This window comes from Noviherbaspirillum cavernae, assembly GCF_003590875.1.
GTDB lineage: Bacteria > Pseudomonadota > Gammaproteobacteria > Burkholderiales > Burkholderiaceae_D > Noviherbaspirillum > Noviherbaspirillum cavernae.
Map to the genome: position 1 here is coordinate 1209324 of NZ_QYUN01000002.1, position 16429 is coordinate 1225752.

Consider the following 16429-nt stretch of genomic DNA (forward strand, 5'->3'; position numbering starts at 1 on the left):
CCGTGATTTATTGCACTATTAAATCTCATTCCGCTTCAAAACCTGAAACAGCAATGACCTTCGCACGCTTTTACTTTTATTTTTACTTTAGCTATTCCAGCCCAACGGCGGTGGAGAAGCGGTAAGCGCGCGAATAAAAAAGCCAACCGAATTTCTTGAAAAAACCGCCAGCGATGGCGGTTTTTTCATTTATACAGTTTCAACTTTTCAAGATATTGACTGGAGAAAAAACATGCCGCGCACAGATGACCTACGCATACGTGAAATGAAGGAACTGACCCCACCATCGCATCTGATCCGTGAATTCTCCTGCGCGGACAAGGTTGCAACCACCACCGCCAATGCCCGCACCGCATTGCATCGCATCCTGCACGGCCAGGATGATCGTCTGATGATCGTCATCGGCCCTTGCTCCATCCATGACACCAAGGCCGCGATGGAATATGCACGCCGTCTCGTCAAGGAGCGCGAACGCTTCGCCGGCGAGCTGGAAATCGTGATGCGCGTCTATTTCGAAAAGCCGCGCACCACGGTCGGCTGGAAAGGGCTGATCAACGATCCGTACATGGACAACAGCTTCCGCATCAACGATGGCTTGCGCATGGCGCGGGAACTGCTGATGAACATCAACGAACTCGGTCTGCCCGCCGGTACCGAATTTCTCGACGTGATCAGCCCGCAGTATGTCGCCGATCTCATCAGCTGGGGCGCAATCGGTGCGCGTACCACCGAATCCCAGGTGCATCGCGAACTGGCATCCGGCCTGTCCTGCCCGGTCGGCTTCAAGAATGGCACGGACGGCAACGTCAAGATTGCGGTCGACGCCATCAAGGCCGCCTCGCAACCGCACCATTTCCTCTCCGTGACGAAGGGCGGGCATTCGGCAATCGTTTCCACCAATGGCAACGAGGATTGTCACATCATCCTGCGCGGCGGCAAGGCACCCAACTATGATGCCGCGAGCGTCGAGGCCGCATGCAAGGACATTGCAGCGAACGGCCTCGCATCGCGCCTGATGATCGATGCTTCCCATGCCAACAGCTCGAAGAAACCGGAGAACCAGATTCCGGTTTGTGCCGATATCGCCGGACAGGTCGCGGCGGGCGACACGCGCATCGTTGGCGTGATGGTGGAATCGCACCTGGTCGCAGGCCGTCAGGATCTGGTTGCCGGCAAGGAGCTGACCTACGGCCAGTCGGTCACCGATGGCTGCATCGACTGGGAATCGAGCGTGAAAGTGTTGGAAGGATTGGCGGAGGCGGTGAAGCAGCGCCGCTTGCAGAATCAGGATTGATCTGACTGTGTCCAATCCGAAGACCAGTCATTCCGGGCGCAGCGAGGAATCTCGAACGTTAATGAGGATTCATGGACATGAGACCTTGCCGCGCTCGTAATGACGGAGGAACGTGATCTTGTCGCGTGCTCCAGGCGTACAAATACAAAATGCCGTCCTGTAAAGCGACGGCATTTTTCTCGTTGAGCGCTCTCAGAATCGTTTGGTCAACGTCATCATTTCCCCCTCGCGGCGCATTTCGGTGCGGTTGAGGAAAGACATGCCCAACAGGACAATTGGAAGGCCTTGCTCCATGACCGTCCCGTCCACCTGATTGAGCTCGATATCGCCGACCTTCACGGTGTTGAGTTTGACCCGATACGCCGACACGACGCCGTTGGCGGTGCTCACCTGGCCAAGCTGACCTTTCCTGTAGTCGATGCCCAGGCGCATGGCTTCCGACGCGGGCAGTGCGACCGAGGTGGCTCCAGTGTCCAGCAGCATGCGCACCGTTCCGCCATTGATCTGTCCTTGCATGACAAAGTGGCCCTGGCCATCCGCCTTGAGCGTGGTGCTGGCAATGCCGCCTGACACCGAGCGATTCACATGCCCGCCAAGCGCAATCGTCTGCCGTTTTCCATTCGATTCCAGCGTGGCGCCGGAGTCATTCACTGCCACCAGCTTCATGCCATCGGCGACCGTGCTGCCGACAGAATAGGTCTTGGGCGAGCCGCCGTCGATGACCAGCACGGCCTTGTTGGGGAACAATCCCACTACACTGATATCGGCTCCGCTGACAGTGTTGGAGATGGCAAGCAGAAGGACGGACAGGGAAATTGCGCGCATGGGGACGATATCAGTCAGTGAAAATGAATGTGGTCACAATGATGCGTTGGAGCGCCTGCACCGGCCACGTTCTCAATCGCGGAAATTATTGAATTCCAGCGGCAGATCGGTGACATCCTTGCGCAGCATGGCCATTGCCGATTGGAGATCATCCCGTTTCGCACCGGTCACGCGCACGGCGTCACCCTGGATCGATGCCTGCACTTTCATCTTGCTGTCCTTGATGATGCGCACGATCTTCTTGGCGGCGTCCGATTCGATGCCGTTCTTGATCTTGATGACTTGCTTGACCTTGTCGCCACCGATCTTCTCGATTTTCCCCATGTCGAGGAAACGCACATCGACATTGCGCTTGGTCATTTTGCCGGTCAGGACGTCTCGCACCTGATTCAACTGGAATTCGCTGTCGGCAAATGCAGTCAGTTCGCGTTCTTTCTGTTCGACGCGCGCATCGCTGCCCTTGAAATCGAAACGGGTGGAGATTTCCTTGTTGGCCTGATCGACGGCGTTTTTCACTTCGACGGTATTGGCTTCTGATACGACATCAAAAGATGGCATGGTTGTTTCCTCTCGTGCACACAATTGCGCTTGCTTATTGACTAACGGCTCATTCTATCGGACAAAAAACAGGGTGGCTAGGGCAACGCCATTGATGGCTGCGACTATAATCGTCCCGCTATGAAAGATACTTTGCCGATTCAATACGATTATTCTTTGCGAGCCAACAACACTTTCGGTATCGATGCCAAAGCGCATGCCTACTTGCCGGTGGACTCAGTGGAAATGCTCGAGTCTGTGCGGCGCGACGCATCATTGCGCGCACTGCCGCGCATGGTATTGGGTGGTGGCAGCAATATCGTGCTGACGCGCGATTTTCCGGGAATCGTGCTGCATATGTGCGGCAAGGGAATTGAAGTCGTTGGTCACGACATGAACGCAACCCATGTTCGTGCGGCGGCCGGCGAGAACTGGCACGGCTTCGTGCAGTGGACGCTGCAGAATGGCTTGAACGGGCTGGAGAATCTCTCGCTGATTCCCGGCAGCGTCGGTGCTGCGCCGATCCAGAATATCGGCGCCTATGGTGTCGAGATCAAGGATTGTTTTCATGAGCTGACCGCGTTCGATCTCGAGAGCGGGCGGACTTTCACAATCGACAAGGCTGGCTGCGCATTCGGCTATCGCGATAGCATATTCAAGCGTCAACTGCATGATCGCGCAGTCATTCTTGACGTTACTTTCGCATTGCCAAAACAATGGCGGCCCAATCTGCAATATGCCGATGTGGTGCAAGAAATCGACGCGAGAAAAATCGCCACGCCGACTGCGCGCGACATCAGCGATGCCGTCATTGCCATCCGCACGCGCAAGCTGCCGGACCCGGCCGTGATTGGCAACGCGGGCAGTTTCTTCAAGAATCCGATCGTGTCTGCGGCGCAGCGCGACGCGCTGCTGGAACGCTATCCGCGCATGGTCAGCTATGCGCAATCCGATGAGAGTTGCAAACTCGCAGCCGGTTGGTTGATCGATCAATGTGGCTGGAAGGGCAGGAGCCTCGGCAGGGCGGGCGTGTACGAGAAGCAGGCGCTGGTGCTGGTCAACCGTGGCGGCGCGAGCGGGCGGGAGGTGGAAAGACTGGCTTCGGCGATTCAGGCGGATGTGAAGGCGAAATTTGGTGTGATGCTGGAGCCTGAACCCGTGTTTGTATAGGGAATAAAAAACGACGGCGCAAGGCCGTCGTTCTTCACGCAATTGTTGCTGCGCCTGGGTCAGGCCGCCACAAAGTGGCAAACGTAATCCAGTGTTTCGATCGTCTCGATGTCAAAGCTGGAATTGCCGGGGACATCGAAGCTTTGACCGCCTTGGTAGCTCTTCCATTCGGATTCGCCCTTCAAGCGGATGCGGCATTTACCTGCGTTCAGTTCCATCAATTCCGGTGCGCCCGTATTGAATGTCAACGAAGACGGGAAAATCACGCCGAGGGTTTTCTTTGTGCCGTCTGCGAACAGGATGGTGTGCGAAACACACTTGCCGTCGAAGTAAACGTTGGCCTGCTTGATGACGCTGACTTGATCGAATTGTTTGCTCATGGTGTCGTGTTTGATGTCGAAACGGCGTTGTTATTCGTCGCTGTTCTTGCCGAGGCGCGGCAGCGCAACCGACGGGTTTGCCGTCAGCAAGCCGGCTTTACCGTAGATGCCAAGCTTTTCGCGCGTGTCGGCGATGTCCAGGTTGCGCATCGTCAGTTGTCCGATGCGGTCTTGCGGCGTGAATGCACCTTCGCCTTTTTCCATCGTCAGGCGTTCCGGTTGGTAGGTCAGGTTGGCCGATTCGGTATTCAGGATCGAGTAATCGTTGCCGCGGCGCAGTTCCAGCGTGACTTCGCCGGTGATCGCGCGCGCGACCCAGCGTTGGGATGCTTCGCGCAGCATGATCGCTTGCGGATCGAACCAGCGGCCCTGATACAGCAGGCGTCCGAGCTTGCGGCCGTTGTCGCGGTATTGCTCGATCGTGTCTTCGTTGTGGATGCCGGTGACCAGACGTTCGTAGGCGATGAACAACAGCGCCAGGCCTGGGGCTTCGTAGATGCCGCGGCTCTTCGCTTCGATGATGCGGTTTTCGATCTGGTCGCTCATGCCGAGTCCATGGCGGCCACCGATGCGGTTGGCTTCCATCATCAGGTCAACCAGGTTGGAATAGACGACGCCGTTGAGCGCGACCGGACGGCCTTCCTCGAAACGCACGCTCACTTCTTCACGCTTGACCTCGACGTCGTCGCGCCAGAAGGCGACGCCCATGATCGGTTCGACGATCTTCATCCCGCTGTTCAAGTGCTCGAGGTCTTTCGCTTCATGCGTAGCGCCGAGCATGTTGGAGTCGGTCGAATACGCCTTCTCGACCGACATCTTGTAGTCGAAGCCGGATTTGATCAGAAACTCCGACATTTCCTTGCGGCCGCCGAGTTCCTGGATGAAGCGGTCATCGAGCCAGGGCTTGTAGATGCGCAGCGCCGGATTCACCAGCAAGCCGTAACGATAGAAACGTTCGATGTCGTTGCCCTTGAACGTGCTGCCGTCACCCCAGATATCGACCTGGTCTTCCTGCATCGCGGCGACCAGCATGGTGCCGGTTACTGCGCGGCCCAGTGGCGTCGTGTTGAAGTAGGTGATGCCTGCGGTCGAGATGTGGAACGCGCCGCTTTGCAGCGCAGCGATGCCTTCTGCGACCAGTTGTTCGCGGCAATCGATCAGGCGTGCCTGTTCGGCGCCGTACAGCTTGGCTTTTTTCGGAATCGCGTCATAGTCTTCTTCATCGGGCTGACCAAGATTGGCAGTGTAGGCGTACGGAATCGCGCCTTTCTGGCGCATCCAGTGCAGCGCTGCGCTGGTGTCGAGCCCGCCGGAAAAGGCGATGCCCACTTTTTGATTGGCGGGAACGGATTGGAGTATGGTCGACATGATTTCTGCTTCGCGTGCTTGGAGTATGGTTGTTGGTAGGGTGATGAGGAACTGAGCGATAAGCAACCGGGTCGATGATTAATGATTGAGCCTGCCCAGGACCAGGTATTCGAGTAGCGCTTTCTGGACGTGCAGCCGGTTTTCCGCTTCATCCCACACGACGGATTGCGGTCCGTCGATGACTTCTGCTGCGACTTCCTCGCCGCGATGGGCGGGCAGGCAGTGCATGAACAAGGCATCCGGCTTGGCGCGCTTCATCTTCGCGCCATCGACGATCCAGCCGTCGAAGGCTTTCAGGCGAGCGGCATTTTCTTCTTCGTAACCCATGCTGGTCCAGACATCGGTCGTCACCAGGTTCGCGCCTTCACAGGCGGCGGACGGATCGGCGAAGACGGTGTAACGGTTATTTGTCGCAGACACGAGTTGCTGGTCGATTTCGTAGCCTTTCGGTGTCGAGACATTGACGTGGAAGCCGAATACGTCGGCCGCTTGCAGCCATGAATACAGCATGTTGTTCGCGTCGCCGATCCACGCGACGGTCTTGCCGGCGATGGAGCCGCGATGCTCGATGTACGTGAAAATGTCCGCGAGCACCTGGCACGGATGATGTTCATTGGTCAGGCCGTTGATCACCGGCACGCGCGAATGCGCGGCGAAGCGGTCGATGATTTCCTGGCCGAAGGTACGAATCATGATGATGTCGCACATGCGTGACATGACTTGCGCCGCATCTTCGACAGGTTCGCCACGGCCAAGCTGACTGTCACGCGTGTTGAGGTAGATCGCCGCGCCGCCCAGTTGATGCATGCCCGCTTCGAAGGACAGGCGCGTGCGTGTCGAGTTCTTCTCGAACACCATCACCAGCGTGCGATCGAGCAGCGGATGGTAGGGCTCGTAATTCTTGAACTTGCGCTTGATGATTCGAGAACGTTCGATCACGTACTCGAATTCATCAAGCGTAAAGTCAGAAAACTGGAGGAAGTGTTTGATTGCCATAAATGAAAACGGCGGCAAGTGGCGCCTGCCGCCGGAGTTTGTAACTTGTTCAATTATAAGAGATTTTCGCTGAAAAGATAGCTGAAGCGCCGCCCGCATGCCCGGCTGTTCAGTACAGCTTTTGCGACGCTTCATGCACAAGCTGGCGGTACAGGGCATGCCGCATCGATGCGATTTCATTGTTGTCGAGGCCGGTCAGTACTGCGCATCCGGGCTCGTTGAAGTGGTGGCAGTTATAGAAACGGCAATGCCCAAGGTGCGGCTTGAATTCCCGGAACGCGCGTTCCAGCATGCCTTCGGTCAGATGGTAAAGGCCGAACTCCTGAAAACCGGGCGAATCGATGATATCGGTATCCGGGCCCATCATGTAGAGCCGGGTAAAGGTCGTCGTGTGCTTGCCAGAATCGAGCGCGGCAGAAATTTCACGCGTGGCAATGTCGGCGTCCGGTACCAGCAGATTGATGAGGGACGACTTGCCCATGCCGGATTGACCGATCAGGATGGTGGAATGTCCCTTCAGCAAGGGATTGAGCGTTGCAATCGTCTCGGTCGGATGACTGCGTACCGATACTTCGTGCACCGGATAGCCGAGATCTTCATACAGTTTCAGGCGCTCCCGGGCTTTGGGGAGCAGATCAGTCAGGTCAGTCTTGTTGAGCAGCAAGCGGGCTGTGATGCCGGCCGCCTCCGCCGCAATCAGCGCGCGCGATACGAGATCGTCCGAAAATCCCGGTTCCGTCGCGACAACGATGAACAGTTGCGTGACGTTGGCCGCCAGCAGCTTGGACTTGTACTGATCAGACCGATAGAGCAGGGTTTTGCGCTCGGCGAACGACTCGATCACGCCTTGATCAGGCGAAGTGTGCTTGAAGTTGACAATATCGCCGACGGCGATGTCGCTCTTCTTGCCTCTGGTGACGCAGTGCAGTTTGGTGGATTCAGCTTGAACCAGGTAGTGGCGACCGTGTGCCGCGATGACGATTCCGGAAAGCATCAATCAGGCAGCAGCTTGCTGAAGAACGGCATCGACTTTTGCCGCGCAGATGAAGTCGTTTTCCGAAATGCCGCCGCGGCCGCCATTCACCGAATGCGTGTCGAATTTCACGGTACACCGGTTGTAAGTCACGACCAATTCCGGATGATGATCCTCGGCGTGGATCACCCAGGCAATGGCATTGACGAAGGCCATGGTGTCGTAATAATTCTTGAATGCGAAGGTCTTGACGATCTTGCCATCCTGCAGCGTCCAGCCATCTATGGCCGGCAGGTATTGCCGGATTTCGTTCTCGCTCAGGCCGGTTTCCAGATGGCGGCTTTTTTTCTGCAGCAGTTCGTTTGTGGTGACCATGGAAGCTCCTTTATTGGCTTGCGAGCAGGTGATGGATGCGGATGCTTGCAGGTGGGTGCGAATCATAAAACGCGGAATGGATCGGATCGGGCGTCAATGTCGAGGCATTGTCCTCGTACAGCTTGACCAGGGCCGATACCAGATCCTGCGCATTGGTGTACTGCGCCGCGAAGGCGTCGGCTTCGAACTCGTGCTTGCGCGAGGTGATCGACGACAGCGGCGAAAAGAGGAAAGTGAAGACCGGCAGCGTCAACATGAACAGGATCAGCGCCATTGCATCATTGCTGCCGACCAGCAGCGGGTCGACGCCCAGTCCCGTGTAGAACCACGCCTGGTTCTTCAGGAAGCCGAGCAGGGCCAGCATGCCGAGCGAAATTGCGAACATCACCGCGATGCGCTTGATTATATGCTTCAGCTTGAAATGACCGAGCTCGTGCGCCAGCACCGCCTCGATCTCATGTGGTGCGAGGCGTGCCAGCAGCGTGTCGAAGAACACGATGCGCTTGGCTGCGCCAAAGCCCGAAAAATAAGCATTGCCGTGGGAGCTGCGTTTCGAGCCATCCATCACGAACAGCCCCTTGGAAGCGAAGCCCACGCGCTGCATCAGGCCTTCTATCCGCGCGCGCAGCGTGTCGTCCTGCAGCGGCGTGAATTTGTTGAACAGCGGCGCGATCACGGTCGGATACAGGACCAGCATCAGCAGCTGGAAACCCGTCCATACCAGCCACGCGTACAGCCACCACAGGTCGCCTGCCTTCTCCATCAATGTGAGAATGACCCAGACCAGCGGCAGGCCGATGGCGATCCCGATCAGAGCGCTCTTGATCAGATCGGTGAAAAACAGCCGGGGCGTCATCTTGTTGAAACCGAATCTGGCTTCCAGTCTGAATTGCTTGTAATACTCGAAGGGCAGGTCGATCAGTCCGGAGATCACGGCAAATGCGGCAAGCAATCCCAATTGATACGTCATGCCCGCTCCGATGAACTTGAACAGCGTAACGGAAATCCATTGCAAGCCGCCCAGCAGCGTGAAGCCGATCAGCACGGCAGTATTGACGATCAGCATGAACAGGCCGAACTTCGTTTTCGCGATCGTGTAGTCCGCTGCCTTTTGATGTGCATGGAGCGGAATTTTCTCTGCAAATTCCGGCGGCACTGCACTACGATGGGAAAGGACATGGCGAATGTGCCGCGATCCCAGCCAGAAGCGAACGATCAGGGTAATTGCGAGAAAGCTGACGAACAAAACCGAAAACGCAAGTGAATACATTCTGTGCCTGTGAGAAAATGGCGGATTGCCATGGCGTGTCCGAAGCGCGCTCCTGACTGTGTGTCGGAGCCGACTGTCACGCTTTATTACGCCCTATTAGAGAATACAAATTATGTCACAAGCTACCGAGTCACATGCCGCCGTTGGCGAGGCAACCCGCCCGAATGAATTCAACCTGATCTGGGTCGATATGGAAATGACAGGCCTCGATCCGGACACCGATCGCATTATCGAGATTGCGGTCATCGTGACCGACTCGGACTTGAACGTGCTGGCCGAAGGCCCGGTGTTTGCAATCCATCAATCGGATGAAGTGCTCAACGGCATGGATTCATGGAACAAGGGCACACATGGCCGCTCCGGTCTGATCGACCGGGTCAAGGCGTCGACCGTCACCGAAGCCGACGCGGAAATGGCGCTGATCGATTTCCTGAAGCATTTTGTACCGACGGGCAAGTCGCCGATGTGCGGCAACACGATTTGCCAGGATCGTCGCTTCATGGTGCGCGGCATGCCCAAGCTCGAAGCGTTTTTCCATTATCGCAACCTCGATGTGTCTACCTTGAAAGAATTGTGCAAGCGCTGGAAGCCGGAACTGGCAAACGGTTTCAAGAAGCATCAGAAGCACACTGCATTGGCCGACATCACCGAGTCGATCGAAGAGCTGCGTTACTACCGCGAACATTTCATCAAGATTTGACGAGCGTCTTGCCGGCCGCGGCGACGCGCCACATCTCCGAATCGCGGAGCGCAAGACCATCCCGCGCCTTGCCTTGATTGTTGAAAATGCCTTGTAGATCAAGGCATTACACTCCATCGGCAAGAGCCCTTAGACTTTAGTCCTTTTTTCCGAGCTTTCACCATGGCCGCCGAACTTCCCCCGACCGAAACCGTCGAAGCCGCCGTACCTGACTCCCGCAATGTGCCGACCGAGCTGATTGCGCGCGAAGTGGCACGGCGCCGTACCTTCGGCATCATTTCCCACCCGGATGCGGGTAAAACCACGCTGACCGAAAAACTCCTGCTGTTTTCAGGCGCCATTCAGCTTGCCGGCACCGTGAAGGCGCGCAAGAGCGGCCGCCACGCGACATCGGACTGGATGGAAATCGAAAAGCAGCGCGGTATTTCGGTCGCCAGTTCGGTGATGCAGTTCGAATACCGTGACCACGTTGTCAATCTGCTGGACACGCCTGGTCACCAGGACTTCTCGGAAGACACCTATCGCGTGTTGACTGCGGTCGATTCCGCCTTGATGGTGATCGATGCCGCCAAGGGCGTGGAAGAGCAGACCATCAAGCTGCTCAACGTGTGCCGCATGCGCGACACGCCGATCCTGACCTTCATGAACAAGATGGACCGCGAAACCCGCGATCCGCTGGAGCTGCTGGACGAAGTCGAGTCGGTGCTGAAGATCCAGTGCGCGCCGGTGACATGGCCGATCGGCATGGGCAAGACTTTCCGCGGTGTGTATCACTTGCTGCGCGATGAGATTCTGCTGTTCACCGCTGGTAGCGAGCGTGCCGACCAGGAATTCGAAGTCGTCAAGGGCATCGACAATCCGCGTCTTGCGGAAATGTTCCCGCTCGAAATCGAGCAGCTCAAGATGGAAGTGGAACTGGTGCATGGCGCCTCGCATCCATTCGATCTGGATGCCTTCCTTGCGGGTACGCAGACGCCGGTATTCTTCGGCTCCGCCATCAACAATTTTGGCGTGCGCGAAATCCTCAATGCGCTGCTCGACTGGGCACCCGCGCCGCGCTCGCGCGATGCAACGGTGCGCGCGGTCGAACCGACCGAAGCGCCGTTCTCCGGATTCGTCTTCAAGATCCAGGCCAACATGGATCCGGCGCACCGCGACCGCATCGCGTTTCTGCGCGTGTGTTCGGGGCGTTTCGAGCGCGGCATGAAGATCAAGCATCTGCGGCTGGGGCGCGAGATCAAGGTGTCTTCCGTCGTGACCTTCATGGCATCCAGCCGTGAACAGGTGGAAGAGGCTTACGCCGGCGACATCATCGGTCTGCCGAACCACGGCAACATGCAGATCGGCGACAGTTTTTCCGAAGGCGAGTTGTTGCAGTTCACCGGCATCCCGTATTTCGCGCCTGACTTCTTCCGCTCGGTGCGGATTCGCAATCCCTTGAAGATCAAGCAATTGCACAAGGGGTTGCAGCAGCTTGGCGAAGAAGGCGCGGTGCAGGTATTCAAGCCGGTGCACAGCGGTGACCTGGTGCTCGGCGCGGTCGGCGTGCTGCAGTTCGAAGTGGTAGCCAGTCGCCTGCTCAACGAGTACGGCGTCGATGCGGTGTTCGAAGGCACAAGCATCAGCAGTGCGCGCTGGATTTCGTGCGACGACAAGCGTGTGCTGGCTGATTTCGAAAAATCCTCGGCCGGCGGCAATATTGCCTACGACGCTGCCGGTAACATGGCTTACCTTGCGACCTCAGGCGTCAATCTCAAGCTCACTCAGGAGCGTTGGCCGAAGCTGACTTTTCACGCGACCCGGGAACATGCCGCGAAGCTTGATTGACAAAATTGCCGTGACACGATGAAAAGAGGGCCGCCAATAGTGCGGCCCTTTTCTTTTTCTTATTTGAAAAGCGTTGATAAGAAGTATTACATTTTTGATGAGGAACCATGTCGGTGCATGTGTGATCAAATCGCCAATTGCCATCAATCCCTGAAATATTGAGTGCGGTCAAAAGACGCAGGGGTGTTGCGACTTACACTCATCGACAGATTTTTCAACCGGTTCAACCGTTTCATTTCCCCTGCTTTATCTTCGTATCGATCCGAAAGATTCGGAGGGTTAGTGCTTTTCATTGTCAAGGAGTTCATATGCTGACTGCCACTTATTCGCTGGTAGCGATTGTCAACGAACAGAATAATTTGCGGCGCGCACTTCATTCGCTGCAGCAATATATTCAAAATGCGTGGGACGGCATGTTGCATCACGTTGATCTGGATCGGATCGAACATGCGTTCAACTCATTGACCGAATTTGACAGTTACTGTCACAGCCGCAAGGTGGAACAGCATCTGATCCCGGCAATCCGCCGCGCAACCAGCGAGGCTGATACCTTGCTCGCCGAACTGGACGCGATCAGCGCGACGGGCCTGCATCTGCTTCGCTCGGTCGGCGATCAACTCAGGCATGCGATCGATCTGGGTGAGACGTGGTTGCATGAGGTGAGCAATTCCCTGGTGCAGTATTGCCGCAAGCTGCTCAAGCGGCTGGCGAAAGAGGAGGCTGAGTTGTTTCCGATTGCGCACAGGGTCTTGTCGGTTGATGAATGGTTCGCAATCGCGGAGAAATTCCTTTCCGCCGATGGGCAAACCCATGGTGGCCGTCTCTCCTCGCAACCGCCACCGGTCCTCGCGGCGATGCCGGAGCAGCGCTTCGCTGCGCATTGAGCGACACGCTGTTCATGTCTTCCAACGCGGAGATGGTCACAGAAAGGGCGCTTCAAATTGAATCTGGCGAAGGAGGCCGTCAAGCAGGCGGATAGTTGTTGCATCGCCTGCTGTTTCCGGGCATGGTGTGGCCCACGATTTTTCTCAGGTCGCACATGCCACGACTATTCAAGTTCACGAGTTTCTCGATACGCGATTTCCTTGTCGCTGCCGCGCCGACGGCGAGTCTGGTCGCATTGATCTGCCTGCTTGCCTATTGGCTGGCCGATCCTGCGCCGCCCAGGCATGTGACGATTGCGACCGGGCAGGAAAACAGCGCCTATGAAATGTTCGGCAAGCAGTACGCGAATGCGCTGGCGAAATTCGGTATCACGGTGAGTGCAAAACCCTCACTCGGTTCTCAGGAAAACCTGCAGCACTTGAAGGATCTGGGATCGGGAGTCGACATCGCATTCGTGCAGAGCGGTTCGACCGAGCAGGCCGAGGCGGAGCGCAAGGGACTGATCTCGCTCGGGAGCTTGTTCACCGAGCCTGTCTGGCTGTTCATGCGCGACAAAAAATATGTCACGCAACTCACGCAGCTCAGGGGCCTGAAGATCAACGTCGGCCCGGAAGGCACCGGCGTCCCCGGCCTCTTCAAGCGCCTGTTGTCCGTCAATGGTGTCGAGCCGAATGAACTCACGCTGAGTGCCCTGGAAAACACGCCGGCGACCGTCGCGCTGCTGGAGGGGCGCATTGATGGTTTGGTATTCAGCTCTGCCCCCGATGCGCCGCTGATTCAAATGTTGCTGCAAACGCCGGGCATCAAGCTGTTCAACTTTGCGCAAGCGGAGGCGTACACACGGCGTTTTTCGTTTCTGTCGCACGTCGTGCTGCCGCACGGGATTGTGGACCTCGGGCGCGACTTGCCGGCAAAGGACTATCACCTGATCGCGCCGACTGCCACGCTGGTTGCGCGCGACAACTTGCATCCGGCATTGATTGACTTGTTTGTGCAGGCGGCGATGGAGATACATGGCGGCGTCGGCTGGTTTCGCAGGCAGGGAGATTTTCCGTCGGCCAGCTATACGGAGATACCGGTATCTCCGGCCGCGCAAAAGCTGTACAAGAATGGGCCGTCGCTATTGCAGCGCTATCTGCCGTTCTGGCTTGCCAATTTCTTCGAGCGCATGGGGGTGTTGGTCGTTGCGCTCGGCGCATTGATTTTTCCCTTGTCGCGGATCGTGCCGCCGTTGTACGTGTGGAAGGTGCGGTCGCGCGTCTATCGCTGGTATGGACAATTGCGGGCGGTGGAACAGGCCATCGAGGACGTGCCGGCGGATAGGAGGACGGCCGTGTATTCGGAGCAGTTGAAGCGCCTGAGCGATATCGAGAGCGGCGTGAACCGGGTTTCGATTCCCCTGTCGTTCGCGGAAGAGCTGTATGGGCTGCGCAGCCACATCACTTCCGTACGCCAACGCCTGATGTGGCTGATGGCCGGGGATTGACACCGCATTCAATTGCGGCTGGCGAACGGCGGCAGTGTGCGCGGCAAGCCGCGCAGTGCCCTTATGCGCCCAGCCATGGCAAGCCGGCCTTGCACCAGCCGCTTACCGTCTTGCGGTGACCTTGCGCATCCTTGTCGCCTTCAAAGCCTTCCAGAATGTCGAAGCAATTGGCGTAGCCGTTTTCCGTGGCGAGCTTGGCAGCGTGGCGCGAACGTACGCCGGAACGGCACAGGAACAGCAGCACATTGTCCTTGCCGGCGACTTGTGCCAGTTGCGCCAGGAATTCCGGATTCGGCGTGCCGCCAGGGTAAACATTCCACTGAACCGCCGCATGCTGCGATTCGGGCACGGCGACGCGTCCGACCCAGTCGCGTTCCGCATTGGTGCGGACATCAATCAGCCTGGCGTTGGGGTTGTGCTGCAGAAGGGCATGGGCTTCGGTCGGGGTTATCGCTCCGGCATATGGGAGCTTGTTTTCCGTTCCGCGTTGGCGCGCTGTCGAGAGGATATCGGCGGTCATGTCTTGTCCTTTGGAAGTGGATACTCGAGCCTGATTTTCATTATAGTGATTTACCCTGCAACACATGATTGCACCAAAAAAGTGCTTTGAAGAATAGTGCTGCACGGTATTGCGCCAAATGTGTGCGAGTTGGGTATTTTGCACACTTTTGGTGAATTTACGCGAGTGCGTTCATGCGCTAAAAAGTAACGAACAGCGCATTATTTGCGCAAACTTGCCGGCATCCTCGCGGTAGGGTAATTTTGTCTTCCATCAAGTTCATGGCATGGAACCTGCTATCATTCCCGCCTGTGTTTCGGTCGCCTTGAAGGCGGTGTCGCGTTTGCCGCGCCACTGCGCCATGGTCGGCTCACCACCAATTCACATTACCCCGTACCACTTTGCTTATTATTAGGAGATTCGCATGGCAATGACGGCCGCAGAGGTCTTGAAAATGGCGAAAGAAAACGAAGTCAAGTTCGTTGATTTTCGTTTTGCAGACACCCGAGGCAAGGAACAGCACGTCACCGTTCCGGTTTCGCAGTTTGACATGGATAAATTCGAATCCGGCCATGCATTTGACGGTTCGTCGATCGCCGGCTGGAAGGGCATTGAAGCATCTGACATGTTGCTGATGCCGGATCCGAACACGGCCAACATCGACCCGTTCATGGAAGAAACGACGCTGTTCATGCAGTGCGACGTGATCGAGCCGTCCGACGGCAAGGGTTATGACCGTGATCCGCGCTCCATCGCCAAGCGCGCTGAAGCGTATCTGAAATCCTCCGGCCTGGGCGATACCGCCTACTTCGGCCCGGAACCCGAATTCTTCATCTTCGACAGCGTGCGCTGGAAGGTGGACATGTCCGGCTGCTTCGTGAAGATCGATTCCGAAGAGGCTTCCTGGAGCACCGGCGAAAAGCTCGAAGGCGGCAACACCGGTCACCGTCCGACCGTCAAGGGCGGCTATTTCCCGGTTCCGCCGGTCGACAGCTTCCAGGACATGCGTTCGGAAATGTCGCTGATCCTCGAAGCGATGGGCATCCCGGTTGAAGTTCACCACCACGAAGTGGCCGGCGCAGGCCAGAACGAGCTGGGCACCAAGTTCTCCACGCTGGTTGAGCGTGCCGACTGGACCCAGAACCTGAAATACGTGATCTGGAATGTCGCCCACACTTACGGCAAGACCGCGACCTTCATGCCGAAGCCGATCGTCGGCGACAACGGTTCGGGCATGCACGTGCACCAGTCCGTCTGGAAGGATGGCAAGAACCTGTTCGCAGGCGACGGCTATGCCGGCCTGTCCGAGTTCGCGCTGTACTACATCGGCGGCATCATCAAGCACGCTCGCGCGCTGAACGCGATCACCAACCCGGGCACCAACTCCTACAAGCGTCTGGTTCCCGGCTACGAGGCACCGGTCAAGCTGGCTTACTCGGCACGCAACCGTTCCGCATCGATCCGCATTCCGCACGTCGCGAACCCGAAGGGCCGTCGCGTCGAAGCGCGCTTCCCGGATCCGCTGGCGAACCCGTACCTGTGCTTCTCCGCTCTGCTGATGGCAGGTCTGGATGGCGTGCAGAACAAGATCCATCCGGGCGAAGCAGCGTCGAAAGACCTGTACCACCTGCCGCCGGAAGAAGATGCGAAGATCCCGACCGTCTGCTCCTCGCTCGAACAGGCGCTCGAGTACCTGGACAAGGATCGCGAGTTCCTGACCCGCGGTGGCGTGTTCAGCGACTCCATGATCGATGCTTACATCGAACTGAAGATGCAAGAAGTGCAACGCTTCCGCATGACGACGCATCCGATCGAGTTCGACATGTACTACTCGCTGTAAGAAT

16 protein-coding genes are annotated in these 16429 nt (G+C 57.1%); 7 read left to right on the forward strand and 9 right to left on the reverse strand.

Annotation, left to right across the window (positions count from 1 at the left end; translation table 11 throughout):
• The first annotated feature begins 232 nt into the window (after positions 1–232).
• Positions 233–1294 carry a 3-deoxy-7-phosphoheptulonate synthase AroG gene (aroG, locus tag D3870_RS05685; protein ID WP_119737387.1) on the forward strand — a complete coding sequence of 354 codons (1062 nt, stop codon included), beginning with the start codon at positions 233–235 and terminating at the stop codon, positions 1292–1294.
• A 192-nt stretch (positions 1295–1486) separates the two neighbouring features.
• On the opposite strand, the gene D3870_RS05690 is transcribed toward aroG, so the two are convergent.
• Together D3870_RS05690 and D3870_RS05695 are read right to left on the reverse strand one after the other, a co-directional pair.
• On the reverse strand, positions 1487–2119 hold the full coding sequence (locus D3870_RS05690) for a retropepsin-like aspartic protease family protein (RefSeq protein WP_119737389.1): 633 nt from the start codon (positions 2117–2119) through the stop codon (positions 1487–1489).
• A gap of 72 nt (positions 2120–2191) precedes the next feature.
• The gene (locus D3870_RS05695; RefSeq protein ID WP_119737391.1) at positions 2192–2677 is read right to left on the reverse strand and encodes a YajQ family cyclic di-GMP-binding protein; all 486 of its coding nucleotides are present in this window, start codon (positions 2675–2677) and stop codon (positions 2192–2194) included.
• 120 nt (positions 2678–2797) lie between these two features.
• On the opposite strand from D3870_RS05695, the gene murB reads away from it, so the two are divergent.
• Positions 2798–3826: a UDP-N-acetylmuramate dehydrogenase gene (gene murB, locus D3870_RS05700; RefSeq protein ID WP_119737393.1), complete on the forward strand. Its 1029-nt coding sequence runs from the start codon at positions 2798–2800 to the stop codon at positions 3824–3826.
• Between the two features lie 59 nt (positions 3827–3885).
• Here the strand turns inward: murB and ppnP are convergent, their stop codons facing one another.
• From ppnP to D3870_RS05730, 6 genes are all read right to left on the reverse strand, one after another.
• The gene (gene ppnP / locus D3870_RS05705; RefSeq protein WP_119737394.1) at positions 3886–4206 is read right to left on the reverse strand and encodes a pyrimidine/purine nucleoside phosphorylase; all 321 of its coding nucleotides are present in this window, start codon (positions 4204–4206) and stop codon (positions 3886–3888) included.
• A gap of 30 nt (positions 4207–4236) precedes the next feature.
• Positions 4237–5574 carry an argininosuccinate synthase gene (gene argG / locus D3870_RS05710; RefSeq protein ID WP_119737396.1) on the reverse strand — a complete coding sequence of 446 codons (1338 nt, stop codon included), beginning with the start codon at positions 5572–5574 and terminating at the stop codon, positions 4237–4239.
• A gap of 78 nt (positions 5575–5652) precedes the next feature.
• On the reverse strand, positions 5653–6570 hold the full coding sequence (argF, locus tag D3870_RS05715) for an ornithine carbamoyltransferase (protein WP_119737398.1): 918 nt from the start codon (positions 6568–6570) through the stop codon (positions 5653–5655).
• A 109-nt stretch (positions 6571–6679) separates the two neighbouring features.
• Entirely contained in the window at positions 6680–7564 is an 885-nt protein-coding gene (gene rsgA, locus D3870_RS05720; RefSeq protein WP_119737400.1) for a ribosome small subunit-dependent GTPase A, read from the reverse strand.
• Between the two features lie 3 nt (positions 7565–7567).
• Positions 7568–7918: a 4a-hydroxytetrahydrobiopterin dehydratase gene (locus D3870_RS05725; RefSeq protein WP_119737402.1), complete on the reverse strand. Its 351-nt coding sequence runs from the start codon at positions 7916–7918 to the stop codon at positions 7568–7570.
• A gap of 10 nt (positions 7919–7928) precedes the next feature.
• Complete coding sequence (locus D3870_RS05730) at positions 7929–9188, reverse strand: M48 family metallopeptidase (protein ID WP_119737404.1); 1260 nt, start codon at positions 9186–9188, stop codon at positions 7929–7931.
• Between the two features lie 112 nt (positions 9189–9300).
• Between D3870_RS05730 and orn the strand changes: the two genes are divergently transcribed.
• From orn to D3870_RS05755, 4 genes are all read left to right on the forward strand, one after another.
• Positions 9301–9888 carry an oligoribonuclease gene (orn, locus tag D3870_RS05735; RefSeq protein ID WP_119737406.1) on the forward strand — a complete coding sequence of 196 codons (588 nt, stop codon included), beginning with the start codon at positions 9301–9303 and terminating at the stop codon, positions 9886–9888.
• Positions 9889–10050: 162 nt separating this feature from the next.
• The gene (locus D3870_RS05740; RefSeq protein WP_119737407.1) at positions 10051–11715 is read left to right on the forward strand and encodes a peptide chain release factor 3; all 1665 of its coding nucleotides are present in this window, start codon (positions 10051–10053) and stop codon (positions 11713–11715) included.
• 137 nt (positions 11716–11852) lie between these two features.
• A complete protein-coding gene (locus tag D3870_RS05750) occupies positions 11853–12599 on the forward strand; it encodes a hemerythrin domain-containing protein (protein ID WP_147375717.1) in 747 nt (248 codons plus the stop codon).
• 155 nt (positions 12600–12754) lie between these two features.
• Entirely contained in the window at positions 12755–14086 is a 1332-nt protein-coding gene (locus D3870_RS05755) for a TAXI family TRAP transporter solute-binding subunit (RefSeq protein ID WP_119741737.1), read from the forward strand.
• Positions 14087–14147: 61 nt separating this feature from the next.
• Here the strand turns inward: D3870_RS05755 and D3870_RS05760 are convergent, their stop codons facing one another.
• Complete coding sequence (locus D3870_RS05760) at positions 14148–14606, reverse strand: rhodanese-like domain-containing protein (RefSeq protein ID WP_119737413.1); 459 nt, start codon at positions 14604–14606, stop codon at positions 14148–14150.
• 403 nt (positions 14607–15009) lie between these two features.
• On the opposite strand from D3870_RS05760, the gene glnA reads away from it, so the two are divergent.
• Positions 15010–16425: a type I glutamate--ammonia ligase gene (glnA, locus tag D3870_RS05765; RefSeq protein ID WP_119737414.1), complete on the forward strand. Its 1416-nt coding sequence runs from the start codon at positions 15010–15012 to the stop codon at positions 16423–16425.
• The last annotated feature ends 4 nt before the right edge of the window (positions 16426–16429 follow it).